Raw genomic sequence first — 17,796 nt, 5'->3', positions numbered from 1 at the left:
TTACGAAAGAGAAACGACTTTCGAAGCGAAGCGATTCGCTTGACAGGTCCACCTCGTGCTCGTAGATTGGCCCCGCCCCCCACACCCTCCATCGTCGAAGGACTCCCGTCATGACATCCACCCCGAAAGCCGACCTCATCGCACGGTCGAATCGGCTCGGCTCCGACCCACGGGTCACGAATTACGCCGGCGGGAACACCTCAGCGAAGGGCACCGAGATCGACCCCGCCTCCGGCAAGCCGGTCGAGCTGCTCTGGGTGAAGGGGTCGGGTGGGGACCTCGGAACACTGACCGAATCCGGTCTCTCCGTGCTCCGCCTCGACCGCTTCCGCGACCTGGTGGATGTCTACCCCGGCGTCGAGCGCGAAGACGAGATGATCGAGGCCTTCCCGTACGTGCTGTTCGGCAAGGGCGGGGCCGCCCCGTCGATCGACACGAGCATGCACGCTCTCGTGGACGCAGCGCATGTCGATCACCTCCACCCCGACTCGGGCATCGCCGTCGCGACGTCGGCCGACGGCGAAGCGCTCACGAAGACGATCTTCGGCGACAGGGTCGCGTGGGTCGACTGGCGTCGCCCCGGCTTCCAGCTCGGCCTCGACATGGCCCGTATCAAGGCGGAGAACCCCGGCACGATCGGCGCGATCCTCGGCGGACACGGCATCACCGCCTGGGGCGACACGAGCGACGAGGCCGAGGCGAACTCGCTCTGGATCGTCGACACCGCCGAGGCGTACATCGCCGAACACGGCAGGGCCGAGCCGTTCGGCCCCGTGCTTGCGGGTTACGAGGCCCTCCCCGAGGAGGAACGGCGCGCGAAGGCGGCGCTGCTGGCGCCGCACATCCGTGCCCTCGTCTCGACCGACAAGGTGCAGGTCGGCCACTTCACCGACAGCCCCGAGGTGCTCGACTTCCTCAGCAGCACCGAGCACCCGCGGCTCGCCGACCTGGGCACCAGCTGCCCCGACCACTTCCTCCGCACCAAGGTCAAGCCGCTCGTGCTCGACCTGCCGGCCACCGCGACGGTCGAGGAGTCGGTCGCTCGTCTTGCCGAGCTCGGCGAGCAGTACCGCGTCGACTACCAGGCCTACTACGACCGCAACGCCACCGCCGACTCGCCCGCGATTCGCGGTGCTGACCCGGCGATCGTCATGATCCCGGGCGTCGGCATGTTCAGCTGGGGCGCCAACAAGCAGACCGCCCGGGTCGCCGGCGAGTACTTCGTCAACGCGATCAACGCGATGCGCGGCGCCGAGGCGCTGTCGACGTACGCGCCGATCTCCGAGGCCGAGAAGTTCCGCATCGAGTACTGGGCGCTCGAGGAGGCGAAGCTCGCGCGGATGCCGAAGCCCAAGCCGCTCGCCACCCGCATCGCCCTCGTGACCGGAGCGGCATCCGGTATCGGCAAGGCCATCGCGCACCGCCTCGCGGCGGAAGGCGCATGTGTCGTCATCGCCGACCTCGACCTCGCGAAGGCGCAGGCCGCAGCCGCCGAGATCGGGAACACGGATGTCGCGATCGGCGTCAAGGCCGACGTCACCAGCGAGGCGGAGGTCATCGCGTCGGTGCACGCCGCCGTGCTGGCATTCGGCGGGCTCGACCTCGTCGTGAACAACGCCGGCCTGGTGCTGGCGCGCTCGCTGCTCGAAACCTCGGAGGCGGACTGGGACATCCAGCACGACGTCATGTCGAAGGGATCGTTCTTCGTCTCGAAGGCCGCCGCGCGCGTGCTCATCGACCAGAAACTCGGCGGGGACATCGTCTACATCTCATCGAAGAACTCGATCTTCGCGGGGCCCGACAACATCGGCTACTCCTCGACGAAGGCCGACCAGTCCCACCAGGTGCGCCTGCTGGCCGCCGAGCTCGGAGGCTACGGCGTCAAGGTCAACGGCATCAACCCCGATGGCGTCGTGCGCGGATCGGGCATCTTCTCGGGAGGCTGGGGCGCCAAGCGCGCCGCGACCTACGGCGTACCGGAGGAGGAGCTCGGCCTGTACTACGCCCAGCGCACCCTGCTGAAGCGCGAGGTGCTGCCCGAGAACGTCGCCAACGCGGTGTTCGTACTCTGCAGCGCCGACCTCAGCCACACCACGGGCCTCCACATCCCGGTCGACGCCGGGGTCGCGGCGGCGTTCCTCCGCTAGCCCGCCCGTTCCGTCACGAGCTCACGTAGAGCAGGTGCAGGGTGGCGCTCTTGCAGGCGTCCTGGTTCGTGCCCTTCTCACTGAACCCGATGGATGCTCCGCTGAACCCGGCCGCCTCCTCGGGTGCCAGCGTGCGTCCGACCGGCATCGCGGCGTCCCGCAGCACGTAGTCGCTAGCGTCGCACGGCCCGTCGACCGCCCCGGGCGCCTTCGAGACGCTCTCGATCGACACGGTCACGGTGGTGATGGGGGCGCTCGCGGTGCCATAGTTGGTGATGGTTCCGGCCAGCGTCGTAGGCGTCGAGCCCGGCACGATCCCGGTGTTCACCGAGGTCTGGATGATCGTGAGCGTGTTGTCCGCGCCGCCGCCGCCTCCGCCGCCGCTGGCGCCGCCGCCGTCGGGACAGTCGTCAGCTGTCGTGACGGCTGCGCCCACCGACGCGGCCTGCGCGGAAGGCGCTCCGCCGGCAACCCCGAGAGTCCCGGCCACGACGAGAAGCAGCACCAGCGCACCGCCAGCGCGGGCCCGCCGGCCCCGCGCGCCGAACACCACGAATGCGGCCACCCCGGCGAGCAGGAAAATTAGCCCGACGATCACGAACGCGGCGACGGGCAGCCCGGTGTTCGACAGTTCGCAGCTCGCGGCGCCGGTCACGCGCTCACCCCGTTCGAGGCCCGCATCAGAGCCCGGTCACGGCGAAGCCGCTGCTGATGACGAACACGGAGCCTGACGCCGCCCGCAGAGTGTAAGGAGAACCTCCGGCGCCGAGCGACAGGAGCGCGCCGGCGATCTTGACACCCACATAACTACCGAGACCCGTCACGCTGTCCGTGGTCACGGTGATCGGCACCGTCGACTGGTTCGCGGCGTTGTACAGGCGGCCGAGTCCCGCCAGAGACGGATTGTTCTCGATGGTCAGGGTCACCGTGGTCGTCGTCGGGTTGCCGAAGGCGTCGACAGACAGGACCCGGAGTGCCGAGAAGGCCACACCCGATGCGATGGTGGCCGGTGGACCCTGGTCGAAGCTCAGCGTCGCAGTGGCCGCGGCGGTGATGGTCCCGGCTTGCGTTGCCGATGTCAGTCCCGACAGGGCTGCAGTGATGGTGGGTGTGCCCGCTTTGCGGTCTGCGTAGTAGAACGTGGCGGTGCTGGCGTTCGCCGGGATCGCGACGGCGGCCGTGCTGGTCGCCAGAGTCGCCGGGGCGAAGATCGTCTGTCCCGTGGAGTCCGAGGTGAGTGTCAGGGTCGCTGCCGCCGCGGCGATCACTGCGTTGCCGAAGGTATCCTGGCGCTGCACGGTGATCGCGCTGCTGTTGGTCGTCGTCGAGGCGACAGCGCTGAACGCAGCCGAGGTGAACGCCAGTTTCGCAGCGGCCGCGACGGTGATCGTCTCGGCCTGCGTCGCAGAGGTGAGGCCTGACAGCGATGCCGTGATCGTCGGCGTGCCCGCCTTGGTGTCGCCGTAGTAGAAGGTCGCGCTGTCCGAGGTGGCAGCGAAGGTCACAGCCGATCCGCCGGTGCCGTTGGTCGGGGCGAAGATCGCGGTGCCGGTGGAGTTCGAGGCCAGGGTCAGCGTGGTGGCCGAGGCGACGGCTGCCGGGTTGCTGAACTGGTCCTGGCGCTGCACCGTGATCGCGGAACTGTTCGTGGTCGCCGACGCGATGGCCGACGAGGCTACCGACGTGAACACCAGCTTCGTCGCGCTCGCGGCCGTGATCGTCTCGGTCTGGGTGGCCGAGGTGAGGCCGGAGGTGGCCGCGGTGATCACCGGAGTGCCCGACTTCGTGTCGGCGCAGAAGAACGTCCCCGTGTCGGAGAGGGCCGGGATCGTCACGGTCGCCGTGGCGTTGGCGCCACTGGTAGGGGCGAAGAACGCGGTCCCGGTGGAATTCGACGTGAGGGTCAGCGTGGTCGCGGTGCCCGACGTGATCGCGTTGCCGAACGCGTCCTGCCTCTGCACGGTGATCGCGCCGCTGTTCGTGGTCGTCGATGCGCTGGCCGTGAACGGAGCCGAGGTGAAGCCTAGCTTCGACGCGGCGAGGGCGGTGATCGTCTCGTTCTGCGTCGCCGAGCTGAGCCCCGCCAGAGCGGCTGTGATGGTCGGTGTGCCGGCCCGGGTGTCGCCGTAGTAGAACGTCGCTGTGCTGGAGCCCGCCGCGAAGGTCACGGCCGTTGCGGACGCCCCGCTGGTGGGCGCGAAGATCGCGGTGCCGGTCGAGTTCGACGTGAGAGTGAGCGTCGTCACCCCGCCGACGGCCGAGGGGTTCCCGAACGTGTCCTGGCGCTGCACGGTGATCGCGCTGCCGTTCGTGGTCGCCGAGGCCGCCTGGCTGCTGGCGGTCGTCGTGAACACGAGCTTCGATGCTGCCGCAGCCGTCACGGTCTGCGCCTGGGTCGCCGAGGTGAGCCCCGAGAGCGTCGCGGTGATGGTCGGTGTGCCGGCCCTGGTGTCGCCGTAGTAGAAGGTGGCGGTGCTCGAACCCGCGGCGAAGCTGACGGCCGTGGATGCTGCACCACTCGTCGGCGCGAACACGGCCGTCCCGGCCGAGTTCGAGGTGAGCGTGAGTGTCGTCGCCCCGACCACGGCCGAGGGGTTCCCGAAGGCATCCTGGCGCTGCACGGTTATCGCGCTGCCCGTCGTCGTCGCCGAGGCAGCCTGGCTGGCAGCGGTCGACGTGAACACGAGTTTCGTCGCGGTCGCCGCCGTCACGGTCTCGGTCTGGGTGGCGGATGTGAGCCCCGCCACGGCGGCTGTGATCGTGGGGCTGCCGGCCTTGGTGTCGCCGTAGTAGAAGGTGGCGGTGCTCGAACCCGCGGCGAAGGTGACGGCCGTGGATGCCGCACCGCTCGTCGGCGCGAACACCGCTGTGCCCGTGGAGTTCGAGGTCAGCCCGAGCGTGGTGGCCGACCCGAACGGCGCTGCGTTGCCGAACGCGTCCTGCCGCTGCACGGTGATCGCGCTGCCGTTCGTGGTCGCGGAGGCGACCTGGCTGCTCGGCGCGGAGGTGATGACCAGCGTGGACCCTGTTGCCGCCGTGATGGTCTCGGCCTGCGTCGCGGAGGTCAGACCGGCAACCGTCGCCGTGATCGTGGGGCTGCCCGCCCTGGTGTCGCCGTAGTGAAACGTCGCTGTACTGGAACCGGCCGCGAAGGTCACCGTCGTGGCCGCAGCACCGAAGGTGGGGGCGAAGACCGCCGTACCCGTCGTCGTCGATGCCAGCCCGAGTGTCGTCGCGGAGGCGAAGACGACGGGGTTGCCGAAGGAATCCTGCCGCTGAACGGTGATCGCGGTGCCGTTGGTCGTCGCCGATGCGCTCGACGTGAGTGCTGCCGAGGTGAAGACGAGCTTCGAGGCGACCGCCGCGGTGATGGTCTCGTTCTGCGTCGCCGAGGTGAGACCCGCGACAGCAGCGGTGACCGTCGGTGTGCCCGCCACGGTGTCGCCATAGTAGAAGGTCGCCGTGCTCGCTCCGGCGGCGAAGCTGACGGTTCCGGATGCCGCACCGCTCGTCGGCGCGAACACCGCCGTGCCCGTGGTGCTCGAGGTCAGCCCGAGAGTCGTGAGGGAAGCGAAGACGACCGGGTTGCCGAACGCATCCTGCTGCTGCACCGTGAGGGCGCTGCCGTTGGTCGTCGCCGAGGCGATCGCACTGCTGCTCGCCGACGTGAAGACGAGTTTCGAGGCGGCAGCGGGGGTGACGGTCTCGGTCTGCGTCGCCGAAGTGAGCCCGGCGATCGCGGCGGTGATGGTGGGTGAGCCTGCCGCGGTGTCGCCGTAGTAGAACGTGGCGGTGCTTGACAGGGCGGCGAAGCTGACGGTGCTGGATGCCGCACCGCTCGTCGGCGCGAACACCGCCGTGCCCGCCGAGTTCGACGACAGGGTCAGCGTGGTCGCGCCGGCCACCGGCGCCGGGTTGCCGAGCGCGTCCTGGCGTTGAACGGTGATGGCGCTGCCGTTCGTGGTGGCCGAGGCGGTAGCGGAGCGGGTCGCTGACGTGAAGACGAGCTTCGTCGCCGCGGCCGGCGTGACGGTGAAGGCCGAGCTCGTCGCCGCTGTCAGGCCGGAGCTCGTCGCCACGAGCGTGTAGCCGACGCCGGACCTGTTGATCGAGAGCGACGAGAAGGTCGCCACACCGCTCGCGTTCGTGTTCGCGGTGAGGGTTCCCGAGAGCGTGCCGGTTGCCGGGTTCGTGCCGAGTGCGATCGTCACTGCGACGTTGGCGATCTGCACCGCAGTGCCAGAAACGCTCTGCAGTGCGACGGTCACCGCGGGGGTGATGGTCGTTCCCGCCACCGTGGTGCTCGGCTGGGTGCCGAACGCGAGCTTCGTCGCCACGAGGATCGTGACCGAGCCGCTCGGGGCACTCGGCGCGCTCCACGTGCGGAAGACCGCCGTGACGGTGTAGGTGTAGCTCCCGTCGGGAACGCCTGAGTCGGTGCAGGATGTCGCGGAGAGAAGGGTCGTGGCCGAACTGCCGCAGGCTGCTGTCGTCGTTCCGCCCGAGGTGCGCGTGACGTAGTACCCCGTCGGCGTCGTGAGGCCCGTCGACGCTGTCCAGCCGACGCTCACAGTGGAGGTGCCGGCGGTGGCCGACGCGGTGACGGCGGTCGGCGGGTTCAGGGTTCCCGTGGTCGCCGACCCGGCAGTCTGCCCGGTGCTCCGCCAGAAGGCGTCAGCCGTCACTCCGACGGCGAGGGTTCCGACGGCGAGCAGGAGCAGCACAAGCATCCCGCTCAGCCACGACTGCGAGCGTGCACGCACGCCGAACGGCAGGCGCACCCACGATGATCTGTGGGTACGCCTGCCGTGACGGGGTGGTGCGGCGCTCATGGTTCAGCTCGCCGTTCGACCTGTTTCTGAAGGGCGGGGCATCCGGTACTGCGAAGCGGATGTCACGCGGTCGGTGAGCTAGCTGGCGACGTAGTGCAGGGGGACGACCGCGAGCTTGCAGGAGTCCTGGTTGGTCCCCAGGTTGTTCATGGTGATCGCCACGGTGCCGGTGACGAGTGCGCCGGGCGCAATGTCGCCGGTCGGCACGGTGATGGTCCCGATCGTGTAGTCCGCTGCGGTGCAGGCGGGGTTGCCGCCCACGGTCACGGAGAACGCGGTGGCGTCGGTGTTCTCGATGGTGACGGCGACGGCGTTCAGTCGCTGGTTGCCTGTGCCCGGGTTGGTGACGGTGAAGGAGACCGTCTCCTGCGGCCCGCCGGGCGTGAGGGGGCCACCGGCGGTCGTGGTCTGTGCGACGGCGAACGCAACGCTCGTGCCGGTCGTGGTTGTTCCGTTACCGGTACCGGTCGAGGTCCAGTAGGCGAAGGCGGCGCCGCCTCCTCCGAGCACCAGCACTGCGGCGGTGACGATCGCGACGATACGCTTTTTCTTGTTGACGTGCTTGGACATGACTTCCCCAACTGTCGGTTTCGATGTGAGACATCGACGACCGATGTTCCGGAGTATCCAACCACTTCGGGGGGTACGGATTTTGCTAACTCACCCCAATGGTGTATTGGAGCAGCGGGCCTTCCCGGAAACACACCGGCAACACCGCGACGCTAGGCTCACACCATGGTTGACCTGTTCGCCGGCTATGGCGCCACACTCCTGCCCCGCAAGCCGATCAAAGGTGCGCACGCCTACGACGAGATGTTCCCCGAGCCCGACTCGTCGTCGCCGGTCGAGGCCCGCGCAGCGTACAGGGACATCTACAACGCTCTCGCCCGCATGACGCAGGAGGAACTGCGGGGTCGCACCGACGCACTCGCCAGCTCATACCTCGCCCAGGGTGTGACCTTCGACTTCGCCGGCGAGGAGCGTCCGTTCCCGCTCGATGCGGTGCCGCGCGTCATAGAACAAAAGGAATGGGTCGGCGTCGAAGCGGGTATCAAGCAGCGCGTCCGCGCGCTCGAGGCTTTCCTTGCCGACATCTACGGCTCCCAGAACGCCGTGCGCGACGGCGTCATCCCCGCCGGCCTCGTGAGCTCGTCGAGCCACTTCCACCGTGAGGCGGCGGGCATCGTGAGCGCGAACGGCGTACGCATCCAGGTCTCGGGCATCGACCTGATCCGCGACGAGCAGGGCGCCTGGCGGGTGCTCGAGGACAACGTGCGCGTGCCCTCCGGCGTGAGTTACGTGATCTCCAACCGCCGCGTCATGGCTCAGACCCTGCCCGAGCTGTTCGTGTCGATGCGGGTACGGCCGGTCGGCGACTACCCCAACAAACTGCTGCAGGCGCTGCGGGCATCCGCTCCGGAAGGCGTCGAAGACCCGAACGTCGTCGTGCTGACACCCGGCGTCTACAACTCGGCGTACTTCGAGCACACCCTGCTTGCGCGGCTGATGGGCATCGAGCTCGTCGAGGGCCGCGACCTGTTCTGCTCGGGCGGCCGGGTCTGGATGCGCACGACGGCGGGGCCGACGCGCGTCGACGTGATCTACCGGCGCGTCGACGACGAGTTCCTCGACCCGTTGCAGTTCCGCGCGGACTCGATGCTGGGCTCCCCGGGCATCCTGCTCGCCGCCCGGCTCGGCAACGTCACCATCGCCAACGCGGTGGGCAATGGCGTGGCCGACGACAAGCTCGTCTACACCTACCTCCCCGACCTGATCAGGTACTACCTCAGCGAGGAACCGCTCCTGCCGAACGTCGACACCTGGCGACTCGAAGACCCGGGAGCGCTCGAGGAGGTGCTCGACAGGCTCGACGAACTCGTCGTGAAGCCCGTCGACGGTTCGGGTGGAAAGGGGCTGGTCGTCGGGCCCGCCGCCTCGAAGAAAGAACTCGACGCTCTTCGCAAACGCCTGATCAAGGATCCCCGCGGCTGGATCGCGCAGCCGGTCATCCAGCTCTCCACGATCCCGACGCTGGTCGAAGACGGCATGCGGCCGCGGCACGCCGACCTCCGCCCGTTCGCCGTCAACGACGGCAAGGACATCTGGGTGCTGCCCGGCGGGCTCACCCGCGTCGCGCTGCCCGAGGGTGAGCTCGTGGTGAACTCGTCGCAGGGCGGCGGGTCGAAAGACACCTGGGTGGTCGGTTTCGCCGGCGGATTCTCACCGATCGACGGCACGGCGCCGGTCGCGCAGAACATCCAGGGGCTGGTGGCCGACCAGGCAGCCAACACCCAGGCCATCCCGATCGTGAAACACACGCCCGACCATTCGCCCTACGACAAGCCTCGGTCCCACCACGACCAGCAGGAGCAGCAGCAGCAGGTGCGCCTCGGCGCGCCGCTGCAGCTCCCCCTCCCGGGAGTCGTCCAGGCTCCGGATGCCCGCACCGACCACGAGGGTGACCGCTGATGCTGAGCCGAATCGCCGAGAGCCTGTTCTGGATCGGGCGCTACATCGAACGCAGCGACGGCACCGCACGCATCCTCGACGTGCACCTGCAGCTGCTGCTCGAAGACCCGTGGATCGAGGAGAACCTCGCCTGCCGCTCGCTGCTCGCCGTCATGGGGGCCGACATCCCGCCGGACGACCACGAGCTGACGCGCGCGGATGTGCTCGACATCCTCGCCGTCGACCGTACCCAGCCGGCGTCGATCGCCTACTCGCTCGGTGCCGCCCGGGAGAACGCCCGCCGCGCGCGCGAGATCGTCTCGACCGAGCTCTGGGAGTGCCTCAACACGACCCGGGCGCGCATGCCGCGCCGAATCGCCGTCGAGAAGACGCACGAGTTCTTCGCCTGGGTCAGGGAGCGTTCGGCTCTGGCCGTCGGTATCCAGGAGTCCGCAGCATCCAGAGACGAAGCGTGGCACTTCTTCACCCTCGGCCGGTCGCTCGAACGGGCCGACATGACGGCGCGGCTGCTCGCCACCCGGTCGCTCACCGAGGCCTCGGGGCCGTCGTGGACCACCATCCTCCGCTCGTGCGGGGCCTACGAGTCGTACCTCCGCACGTACCGCGGGGTGCCGTCGGCGCGGAACGCCGCCGAATTCCTGCTGCTCGACCGTCTCTTCCCGCGCTCGATCCTCTACTCGGTGTCGCGCGCCGAGCAGAGCCTCCGCGACATCGAGCCGCGCAACACCCGCCTCGCGGTCACCGACCAGGCGCAGCGCCTGCTCGGCCAGATCCGCAGCCAACTGGAGTACCGACCGATCATGGACATCCTGCACGACCTCCCGCACCAGATGGACCTCGTGCAGGAGGCGACGAGCGAGGCATCCGAGGCCATCCGCCAGCGGTACTTCCCGACGAACGCCGCACCGAGCTGGGTGGGAGAGAACGTATGAACCGCCTCCGGATCAAGCACGTCACCGGCTACCGCTACGAAGGCGAAGTCGGTGCGTCGTACAACGAGGCGCGGATGCTCCCCGTCTCCTCCGACGGACAGTTCGTGCTGTACTCCAACCTCGACATCTCGCCGCTGTCGTCGAACCACAGCTACCTCGACTACTGGGGCACCCGGGTGTCGTCGTTCGAGGTGCTGACGCCGCACAAGGAGCTCTCCCTCACGGCGAACTCGTTGATCGAGGTGCGCCCCCGCGTGCATCCACCGCACACCCTCAGCTGGGAGTCGCTTCACGAGGCGGCCGCGCGGGTGACGTCGACCATCGAACAGGTGAAGCAGACGAAGCTCACCGAACCGCCGGCCGAGGTCGCGGCGCTGGCTCGCAGAATCGCGGACGAACATGACAACGTCTGCGACGCCGCTCTTGCCATCTGTGCCGAGATCGGCAACCAGGTCGAGTACATGACGGGTGTGACGGGCGTGCACACGAACGCGCGCGAGGCCTGGGTGGAGAAGAAGGGCGTCTGCCAGGACATCACCCACATCGCGCTCGGGGCTCTGCGGTCGGTCGGTATCCCGGCACGATACGTGTCGGGATACCTGCACCCCAAGCCGTCGGCCGGTATCGGCGAGACGGTCACGGGGGAGTCCCACGCCTGGGTCGAATGGTTCTGCGGCGACTGGCGCGGCTTCGACCCGACGAACTCGATCGACATCGGCGACCGGCACGTGACCGTGGGGCGCGGCCGAGACTACAACGACGTGGCACCGCTCCGCGGGGTGTACGCCGGTCCGTTCGGCTCGCGCCTCTTCGTGAAGGTCGAGATCACGCGCGAGTCCTGAGTCTCGGTAGGGTGGGCGTGTGCCCCACTTCACCGACGAACACGGCGTTCGCATCGCCTACTACCGCTGGCTGGTCGAGAACCCGCGCGGAGTGGTGCAGCTCTCGCACGGGCTCGGCGAGTACGCCGGCCGGTACGTCGAGCTCGCGGGCGAGCTGAACGCCGCGGGGTACTCCGTCTATGCGAACGACCACCGCGGCCACGGCCAGACCGGGCTCGACCAGCACCACGGCGACCGCTCCCAGTTCGGTCGCCTCGGCCCCGGCGGGCTGCGGGCGACGATGGCGGGCATCCGCCAGTTCACCGCCCTCATCGCGGGCAAGAACCCGGGCCTGCCACTCTTCCTGCTCGGCCAGAGCTGGGGCTCACTGATGGCGCAGATCATCGTCAACGGCTCATCGCGCCCCTACGCCGGGCTCGTGCTGGTCGGTTCGGCGTACCGGATGCCCGGATCCATGGACGGCGGAGACCTCAGCCGCCGCCACCGCCCGCCCGGCGGGGGTCACGGCTACGAGTGGCTGAGCCGCGACGTGGCCGTGCAGACGGCAGCTGCGGCCGACGAGTTCATGTTCGAAGCGAAGGTGCTGAAGTTGTTCGGCCTGGCAGACGGGCTCCGCCTGTTCGGCCGCCCGGCACGTCACTTCGACAGCGACCTGCCCGTGCTGATCCTCTCGGGAACCGACGACATCCTCGGCGGGGAGAAGAGCGCCCAGAAGCTCGCGGCGGCGTACCGGCGCGGCGGTCTCACCGATGTCACGGTGCACCTGTACCCGGATGCCCGCCACGAGGTGCTCCGCGAGACCAACCGCGACGAGGTCGTCGCCGACCTCCTCGCCTGGCTGGCCGCCCATGCGGTTTAGGCTGAAGCCATGCATGGTGAATACAAGGTTCCGGGCGGCAAGCTGGTCGTGGTCGACCTCGAGGTGCGGGACGGGGTGTTCGCCGACTTCCGGCTCGCCGGCGACTTCTTCCTCGAACCCGACAGCGCACTCGAGGACATCAACCGGGCCGTGAACGGGCTCTCCGCCGACAGCGAGGCCTCCGCGATCGCCGCCGCGATCAAGGCGGCCCTGTCGAAGGACGTGACCATGCTCGGTTTCAGCGCCGAGGGGGTCGCCGTCGCGATCCGCCGGTCGCTCGCCAAGGCGACGAGTTGGCGCGACTACGACTGGCAGGTCATCCATTCGAAAGCCGTGCCGCCCGTCATGCAGATGGCTCTCGACGAGGTGCTGGCCGTCGAGGTGGGCGAGGGCCGCCGCGCGCCGACCCTCCGCATCTGGGAATGGGATTCGCCTGCCGTCGTGATCGGCAGCTTCCAGTCGCTGAAGAACGAGGTCGACCCCGAGAACGCGGCGAAGTACGGCTTCGACGTCGTGCGCCGGGTCAGTGGGGGAGGTGCGATGTTCATGGAGGCCGGATCGGTCGTCACCTACTCCATCTACGCCCCGGCCGACCTCGTGCAGGGCCTCAACTTTGCCGACTCCTACGCGTTCCTCGACGAATGGGTGCTGGTCGCGCTCAAATCGCTGGGAATCGACGCCAGCTACGTTCCGCTCAACGACATCTCGAGCCCCAGCGGCAAGATCGGCGGGGCAGCGCAGAAGCGCCTCGGCAACGGTGCGGTGCTCCACCACGTCACCATGAGTTACGACATCGACGGCGAGAAGATGGTGCAGGTGCTGCGCATCGGTCGCGAGAAGATGAGCGACAAGGGCACCAAGTCCGCCGCAAAGCGGGTCGATCCGCTGCGCAGCCAGACCGGCCTCAGCCGCGAGGAGATCATCGACCGGATGATCGCCACCTTCACCTCGCTCTACGGAGCCACCCCCGGCGACGTCACCGACGACGAGTACGCGAAGGCCGCCGCTCTGGTCGAGAGCAAGTTCGGTACCCGGGAGTGGATCGAGCGCGTTCCCTAGCTACTCGCTGGGCGGGCCGTTCTGCTGCGCCACCGGGTCCATCCACATGATCTGCCAGCCGTGCCCGTCGGGGTCTTCGATGTCGCGCGAGTACATGAACCCGAAGTCCTGCGGCTCGTTCAGTTCGGCGCCACCGGCCGCCACCGCCCGTTCGGCGAATCGGTCGACCTCCTCGCGTGAGTCGACACCGAGCGAGTTCAGCGAACCCACCTGGCTCCTCGGGTCGACGACCTCACGGTCGGTGAACGTCGAGAAGTACGGTTTGACCAGCAGCATGATGTAGACCGAGTCGGAAAGCACCACGCAGGCCGCCTTCTCGTCGGAGAAGTTCGGGTTCAGCGTGTAGCCGAGAGCGGTGTAGAACGCTTTCGACGCCTCGAGGTCGTCCACCGGCAGGTTCACGAAGATGTTGTTGGTAGCCATGCCGAAGATGATAGTGACTCAGGGCTGTCGGGGTCCAGCCTCGTGCGGCTAACCTCGCTCCACGAGCTCGTGGTACTCCGGATGCACATCGATCCACTCGGCGACGAACGGGCACTCGGGAACGACCTTCAGCCCGGTGTTGATGCGCACGTCGTCGAGCGCACCCTTGACCAGATTGCCGCCGAGGCCGCTCTGGCGGCGTGACGGGTCGACCTCGGTGTGCGTGAACACGATGGCGTCGCCCTCCGTGCGGTAGTCCGCAAGCGCGGCTTCACGGTCGTCGACGACAAGAACGTAACGGTGGTGGTCAGCTTCGTGACGGATCTGAGTGCTCATTTCTCCTCGACAGTACGCCTGGCTCCCTGAGTGTTCGATTCGACGCTCCGGGGGTGGCGGAAGGACTGCGACAATGAGAGCATGCCCACCCTGCCCCGCCCGAACCCGATGGCGGCGGGGGCGGATGGCCGCGTCATCCGGGCCGACAACCTCGACGTGCTGCCGACGCTCGAGAGCGGATCCGTGACGCTGATCTACCTCGATCCGCCCTTCAACACCGGGCGCGTGCAGCGGCGACAGGGCACCACCGCCGTGCGATCGGCGGCCGGAACCGGATCCATCACCGGCTTCAAAGGCAACAGCTACGACCGGATCAAGGGCGACCTGCTGCGCTACGACGACGCGTTCGAGAACTACTGGGAGTTCCTCGAACCTCGCCTGCTCGAGGCCTGGCGCCTGCTCGCCGACGACGGAACCCTCTACCTGCACCTCGACTACCGCGAGGCGCACTACGCGAAGGTGCTTCTGGATGCGCTCTTCGGGCGGGAGAGTTTTCTCAACGAGATCATCTGGGCGTACGACTACGGCGCCAAGGCCAAGACGCGCTGGCCGACGAAGCACGACACGATCCTGGTCTACGTGAAGAACCCGCAGGGCTACTACTTCGACTCCGAGACGGTCGACCGCGAGCCGTACATGGCGCCCGGGCTCGTGACCCCGGAGCGTGCGGCGCGGGGAAAGCTCCCGACGGACGTCTGGTGGCACACGATCGTGTCGCCGACCGGCCGCGAGAAGACCGGGTACCCCACCCAGAAGCCCGAAGGCGTGCTCCGCCGCATCGTGCAGGCGTCGTCGCGGGAGGGCGACCTCGTGCTCGACTTCTTCGCGGGCAGCGGAACGACGGGTGCCGTGGCGTCGGCGCTCGGTCGGCGGTTCATTCTGATCGACCAGAACCCCGAGGCGATCGCGGTCATGCAGAAACGCCTGCCGGCCGCGACCTTCGAATAGGAGGTCGGGCCGGCAGGCGTTCTTGCGGGCGCAGCGCCCCGGGGGTCAGGCCCCGTGCTTCGGTGCGTGCGCTGCTGCGGGTGCGGCTGCCTGTGCGGCTCCGGATGCCGGTTCCACCGGTCCCCGGTCGCTTTCGTCGCTCGTGCCGGGCTCGACCATCGCGCCCGTGGCGTTGGCGGCGGAGAGTGCCTCGGCGGCCAGGACTCCCTCCGCAGCATCCAGATCGCTCGCCTCCTGCATGGCCGACTTCTGCCGGAGCGGAGGCGCCTTCAGGAACAGCGCGAGCACGAATGCGACCGTGACGACGGCCATGGTGATCCAGAACACGGAGGCGATCGCGTAGGAGAACCCGCTGAGGAACGGGAACGCCAGGCGCGGGTCGATCACGTTCAGGAAGGAGGTGTCGCCGTTCAGCGCGTTGCTGATCGCGGTGAAGTCCTGCGTCTGGATCCAGCCGAGGATCTGCGTGTTGGCAGAGTTGCCGATCACGGCCGGATCCTGCGCCGCCGCAGCGATGCCGGCCTGCGTCGAGGGCAGGGCGAACGCATCCGTCACGGTCTGCGGCAGGCGCGTGAAGATGAACGAGAACACGACGGCGGTGCCCAGCGTTCCGCCGATCTGGCGGAAGAACGTCGACGCGCTCGTCGCCACACCGATGTCACGCGGCCCGACCGAGTTCTGCGAGGCGATGGTCAGCGTCTGCATCATCTGGCCGAGCCCGAGGCCGATGATGAACATGCCGACCATCACGTACCAGAGCTGGGTGTCGACCCGCAGGAAGGTCATGATGAAGAATCCGATGGCCATCAGCGCGGTGCCGATGACCGGGAACTTCTTGTACCGACCGGTGCGGGCTATCAGCTGGCCACTGACGATCGACGCGGTCATGAGCCCGAGGATCATGGGCAGCATCAGGAAGCCCGACTCGGTGGGCGTCGCGCCCTTCACGAGCTGCAGGTAGAGAGGCAACGTGAGCAGGGCTCCGAACATCCCGAACCCGACGAGCACACCCAGAACGGTTGCCACCGAGAAGGTGGATGACCGGAAGAGCTTCAGTGGGATCAGCGCATCATCGCCCATGCGGCTCTCGACGAAGAGGAAGGCGGCGATTCCGACGGCCGAGAGGATGTAGCAGACCCACGCCCCACCCGATCCCCAGCCCCATTCGCGGCCCTGTTCGGCGATCAGCAGCAGCGGTACGAGGGCGACGATGACGGTGACTGCGCCCCACCAGTCGATGCGCACACCCGGGCGCTTCGTGAACGGGAGGTGCAGGAAGCGCAGCACGACACCGAGCGCGACGATGCCGATCGGGATGTTGATCAGGAACACCCAGCGCCAGCCGGTGATGAAGATGATCTCGGGTGCGCCGGAGAGCAGCCCACCGAGGAGCGGGCCGATGACGCTCGCGATTCCGAAGGTCGCCAGGAAGTAGCCCTGGTACTTCGCCCGTTCGCGCGGGGCGAGCATGTCGCCCATGATGGCCAGCGGGAGCGCCATCAGTCCACCGGCGCCGAGGCCCTGGATGCCGCGGAAGATGGCGAGCTCGTACATCGAGGTCGAGAGGCCCGACAGCAGCGATCCGATCAGGAAGATGCTGATGGCGATGATGAACAGCGGTCGACGGCCGAAGATGTCGGAGAGCTTTCCGTAGATCGGCGTGCTGATCGTCGACAGGATCAGGTAGGCCGTCGTGACCCAGGCCTGGAGCGCAAGCCCGTCGAGATCGTCGGCGATGGTGCGCATCGAGGTGCCGACGATGGTCTGGTCGAGTGCGGACAGGAACATGCCTGCCATCAGGGCGAAGATGATGACCAGGATCTGGCGGTGGGTCATCACACCGCCAGCGTCCTTGATCGACTGGGCCCGGGCCTGGCCGGCCGTGGTTGTGCGTGACATGGATGTCCTGATCTGAAGAAAGTTTGCGTGGAGTGCAAAGTTACACCCGACGAAACTTCGTTGCAAGACGGCAAGCTTCTACCCCGGCAGGGCTTGCAATTGCAACCCTGAGGTTATTCATAGGTATGTATGTTGTTGTTAGACGGTGACAATTACTACGCGACGCACATTTATTACTCTGATTGCCGGTTCCGGACTCCTCGCCCTCGCCGGCTGCACCGACAGCAACGCGTTCGGTGAATCCGCCCCGACCGCGGCAGCGGCCGTCACACCCACTGTCACCGCGGCGAGCATCGCGACCGGGCCGCTCACGGGCGGCACGGCTGTGAGCCTCACGGGATCGGGGCTCGCCGACGTCGTCGGGGTCACCGTCGGCGGCACCGCCGCGACATCCTTCGCCGTCGACGAGGCCGGTGCGGTCTCGTTCGTGACACCGGCCGCGGTTGACTACCAGCCGGCGACCGCCCCGATCGCCCTGGCCCTCGCAGACGGAACCAGCCTCGACGCCGGTACCGCCTTCTCCTACCAGGCCGTCACGGCTGTCGATCGCCAGCTCCAGTACGCCTTCACCTACTGGCAGAACTACAACCTGGCGGAATGGAGCAAGTTCAGCGACAACGACTGCGGCAACTTCGTCAACCAGACCCTCCTCGCGCGGGGCTGGCAGCAGGATGAGAACTGGTACAGCAACTACGCGACCACCGGCGACTACAGTTTCAGCTGGATCCGCGGCAACGAGATGGACGACTACCTCAACTCGCGTCCCGACACCACGCGGCTCGACCTGTCGCAACGTGCCTCCGTGAAGGTGGGCGACGTGGTGATGTTCGACTGGGACCCGCAGAACGACAACGGTGTGGACCACACCATGCTCGTCTCCCGGGTGGATGTGAACCCCGACGGAACCAACGCCATCAAGCTCGTCGGGCACACCGTCGACGCCCAGTACCGCGACTTCGACGGCGCGATCACGGTCGAGAACCCCGGCGGCACGGCCCACTTCTACAGCATCGCCTGATGCTGCTTTCCGCCTGATCCCTCTACACTGGG

At 67.9% G+C, this 17,796-nt stretch carries 14 protein-coding genes; 8 read left to right on the top strand and 6 right to left on the bottom strand.

The annotated features are described in order from the left end of the window. The first annotated feature begins 110 nt into the window (after positions 1 to 110). Positions 111 to 2,147, top strand: coding sequence for a bifunctional aldolase/short-chain dehydrogenase (locus FB464_RS14040; RefSeq protein ID WP_116413300.1), 2,037 nt, complete (start codon positions 111 to 113; stop codon positions 2,145 to 2,147). Between the two features lie 13 nt (positions 2,148 to 2,160). Here the strand turns inward: FB464_RS14040 and FB464_RS14035 are convergent, their stop codons facing one another. The 3 genes from FB464_RS14035 to FB464_RS14025 form a co-directional block, all read right to left on the bottom strand. Then, complete coding sequence (locus FB464_RS14035; protein ID WP_116413301.1) at positions 2,161 to 2,802, bottom strand: hypothetical protein; 642 nt, start codon at positions 2,800 to 2,802, stop codon at positions 2,161 to 2,163. A 25-nt stretch (positions 2,803 to 2,827) separates the two neighbouring features. Next, positions 2,828 to 6,979 (bottom strand): beta strand repeat-containing protein, encoded by a 4,152-nt coding sequence (locus FB464_RS14030; protein WP_142206715.1) that lies wholly within the window; start codon positions 6,977 to 6,979, stop codon positions 2,828 to 2,830. A gap of 78 nt (positions 6,980 to 7,057) precedes the next feature. Beyond that, a complete protein-coding gene (locus FB464_RS14025) occupies positions 7,058 to 7,549 on the bottom strand; it encodes a hypothetical protein (protein ID WP_116413303.1) in 492 nt (163 codons plus the stop codon). A 165-nt stretch (positions 7,550 to 7,714) separates the two neighbouring features. Here FB464_RS14025 and FB464_RS14020 point away from each other — a divergent pair, with 165 nt between their 5' ends. From FB464_RS14020 to lplAB, 5 genes are read left to right on the top strand one after another with little or no spacing between them, the layout of a single operon-like run. Continuing rightward, the gene (locus FB464_RS14020; protein WP_116413304.1) at positions 7,715 to 9,448 is read left to right on the top strand and encodes a circularly permuted type 2 ATP-grasp protein; all 1,734 of its coding nucleotides are present in this window, start codon (positions 7,715 to 7,717) and stop codon (positions 9,446 to 9,448) included. Continuing rightward, positions 9,448 to 10,380, top strand: a complete 933-nt coding sequence (locus FB464_RS14015; RefSeq protein WP_116281361.1) for an alpha-E domain-containing protein — start codon at positions 9,448 to 9,450, stop codon at positions 10,378 to 10,380. Before FB464_RS14020 ends, FB464_RS14015 begins: the two co-directional genes overlap by 1 nt. Then, positions 10,377 to 11,222: a transglutaminase family protein gene (locus tag FB464_RS14010; RefSeq protein ID WP_116413305.1), complete on the top strand. Its 846-nt coding sequence runs from the start codon at positions 10,377 to 10,379 to the stop codon at positions 11,220 to 11,222. Before FB464_RS14015 ends, FB464_RS14010 begins: the two co-directional genes overlap by 4 nt. A 19-nt stretch (positions 11,223 to 11,241) precedes the next feature. Next, positions 11,242 to 12,081, top strand: a complete 840-nt coding sequence (locus tag FB464_RS14005) for an alpha/beta hydrolase (RefSeq protein WP_116413306.1) — start codon at positions 11,242 to 11,244, stop codon at positions 12,079 to 12,081. A gap of 9 nt (positions 12,082 to 12,090) precedes the next feature. Then, complete coding sequence (gene lplAB / locus FB464_RS14000) at positions 12,091 to 13,140, top strand: lipoate-protein ligase LplAB (protein WP_116413307.1); 1,050 nt, start codon at positions 12,091 to 12,093, stop codon at positions 13,138 to 13,140. Here the strand turns inward: lplAB and FB464_RS13995 are convergent, their stop codons facing one another. Together FB464_RS13995 and FB464_RS13990 are read right to left on the bottom strand one after the other, a co-directional pair. Then, complete coding sequence (locus FB464_RS13995) at positions 13,141 to 13,563, bottom strand: VOC family protein (protein ID WP_116413308.1); 423 nt, start codon at positions 13,561 to 13,563, stop codon at positions 13,141 to 13,143. A 48-nt stretch (positions 13,564 to 13,611) separates the two neighbouring features. Then, positions 13,612 to 13,899, bottom strand: coding sequence for a GNAT family N-acetyltransferase (locus tag FB464_RS13990; RefSeq protein ID WP_116413309.1), 288 nt, complete (start codon positions 13,897 to 13,899; stop codon positions 13,612 to 13,614). An 81-nt stretch (positions 13,900 to 13,980) separates the two neighbouring features. On the opposite strand from FB464_RS13990, the gene FB464_RS13985 reads away from it, so the two are divergent. After that, the gene (locus tag FB464_RS13985) at positions 13,981 to 14,847 is read left to right on the top strand and encodes a DNA-methyltransferase (RefSeq protein ID WP_116416393.1); all 867 of its coding nucleotides are present in this window, start codon (positions 13,981 to 13,983) and stop codon (positions 14,845 to 14,847) included. 45 nt (positions 14,848 to 14,892) lie between these two features. On the opposite strand, the gene FB464_RS13980 is transcribed toward FB464_RS13985, so the two are convergent. Beyond that, on the bottom strand, positions 14,893 to 16,746 hold the full coding sequence (locus FB464_RS13980) for an MDR family MFS transporter (protein WP_425472425.1): 1,854 nt from the start codon (positions 16,744 to 16,746) through the stop codon (positions 14,893 to 14,895). Between the two features lie 145 nt (positions 16,747 to 16,891). Here FB464_RS13980 and FB464_RS13975 point away from each other — a divergent pair, with 145 nt between their 5' ends. Beyond that, the gene (locus tag FB464_RS13975) at positions 16,892 to 17,764 is read left to right on the top strand and encodes an amidase domain-containing protein (protein WP_116413310.1); all 873 of its coding nucleotides are present in this window, start codon (positions 16,892 to 16,894) and stop codon (positions 17,762 to 17,764) included. The last annotated feature ends 32 nt before the right edge of the window (positions 17,765 to 17,796 follow it).

Origin of the sequence: Subtercola boreus, from assembly GCF_006716115.1 — a bacterium.
GTDB classification, from domain to species: domain Bacteria; phylum Actinomycetota; class Actinomycetes; order Actinomycetales; family Microbacteriaceae; genus Subtercola; species Subtercola boreus.
Note: the sequence above shows the minus strand (reverse complement) of the source record. Positions and strands in the feature narration are given on the sequence as shown.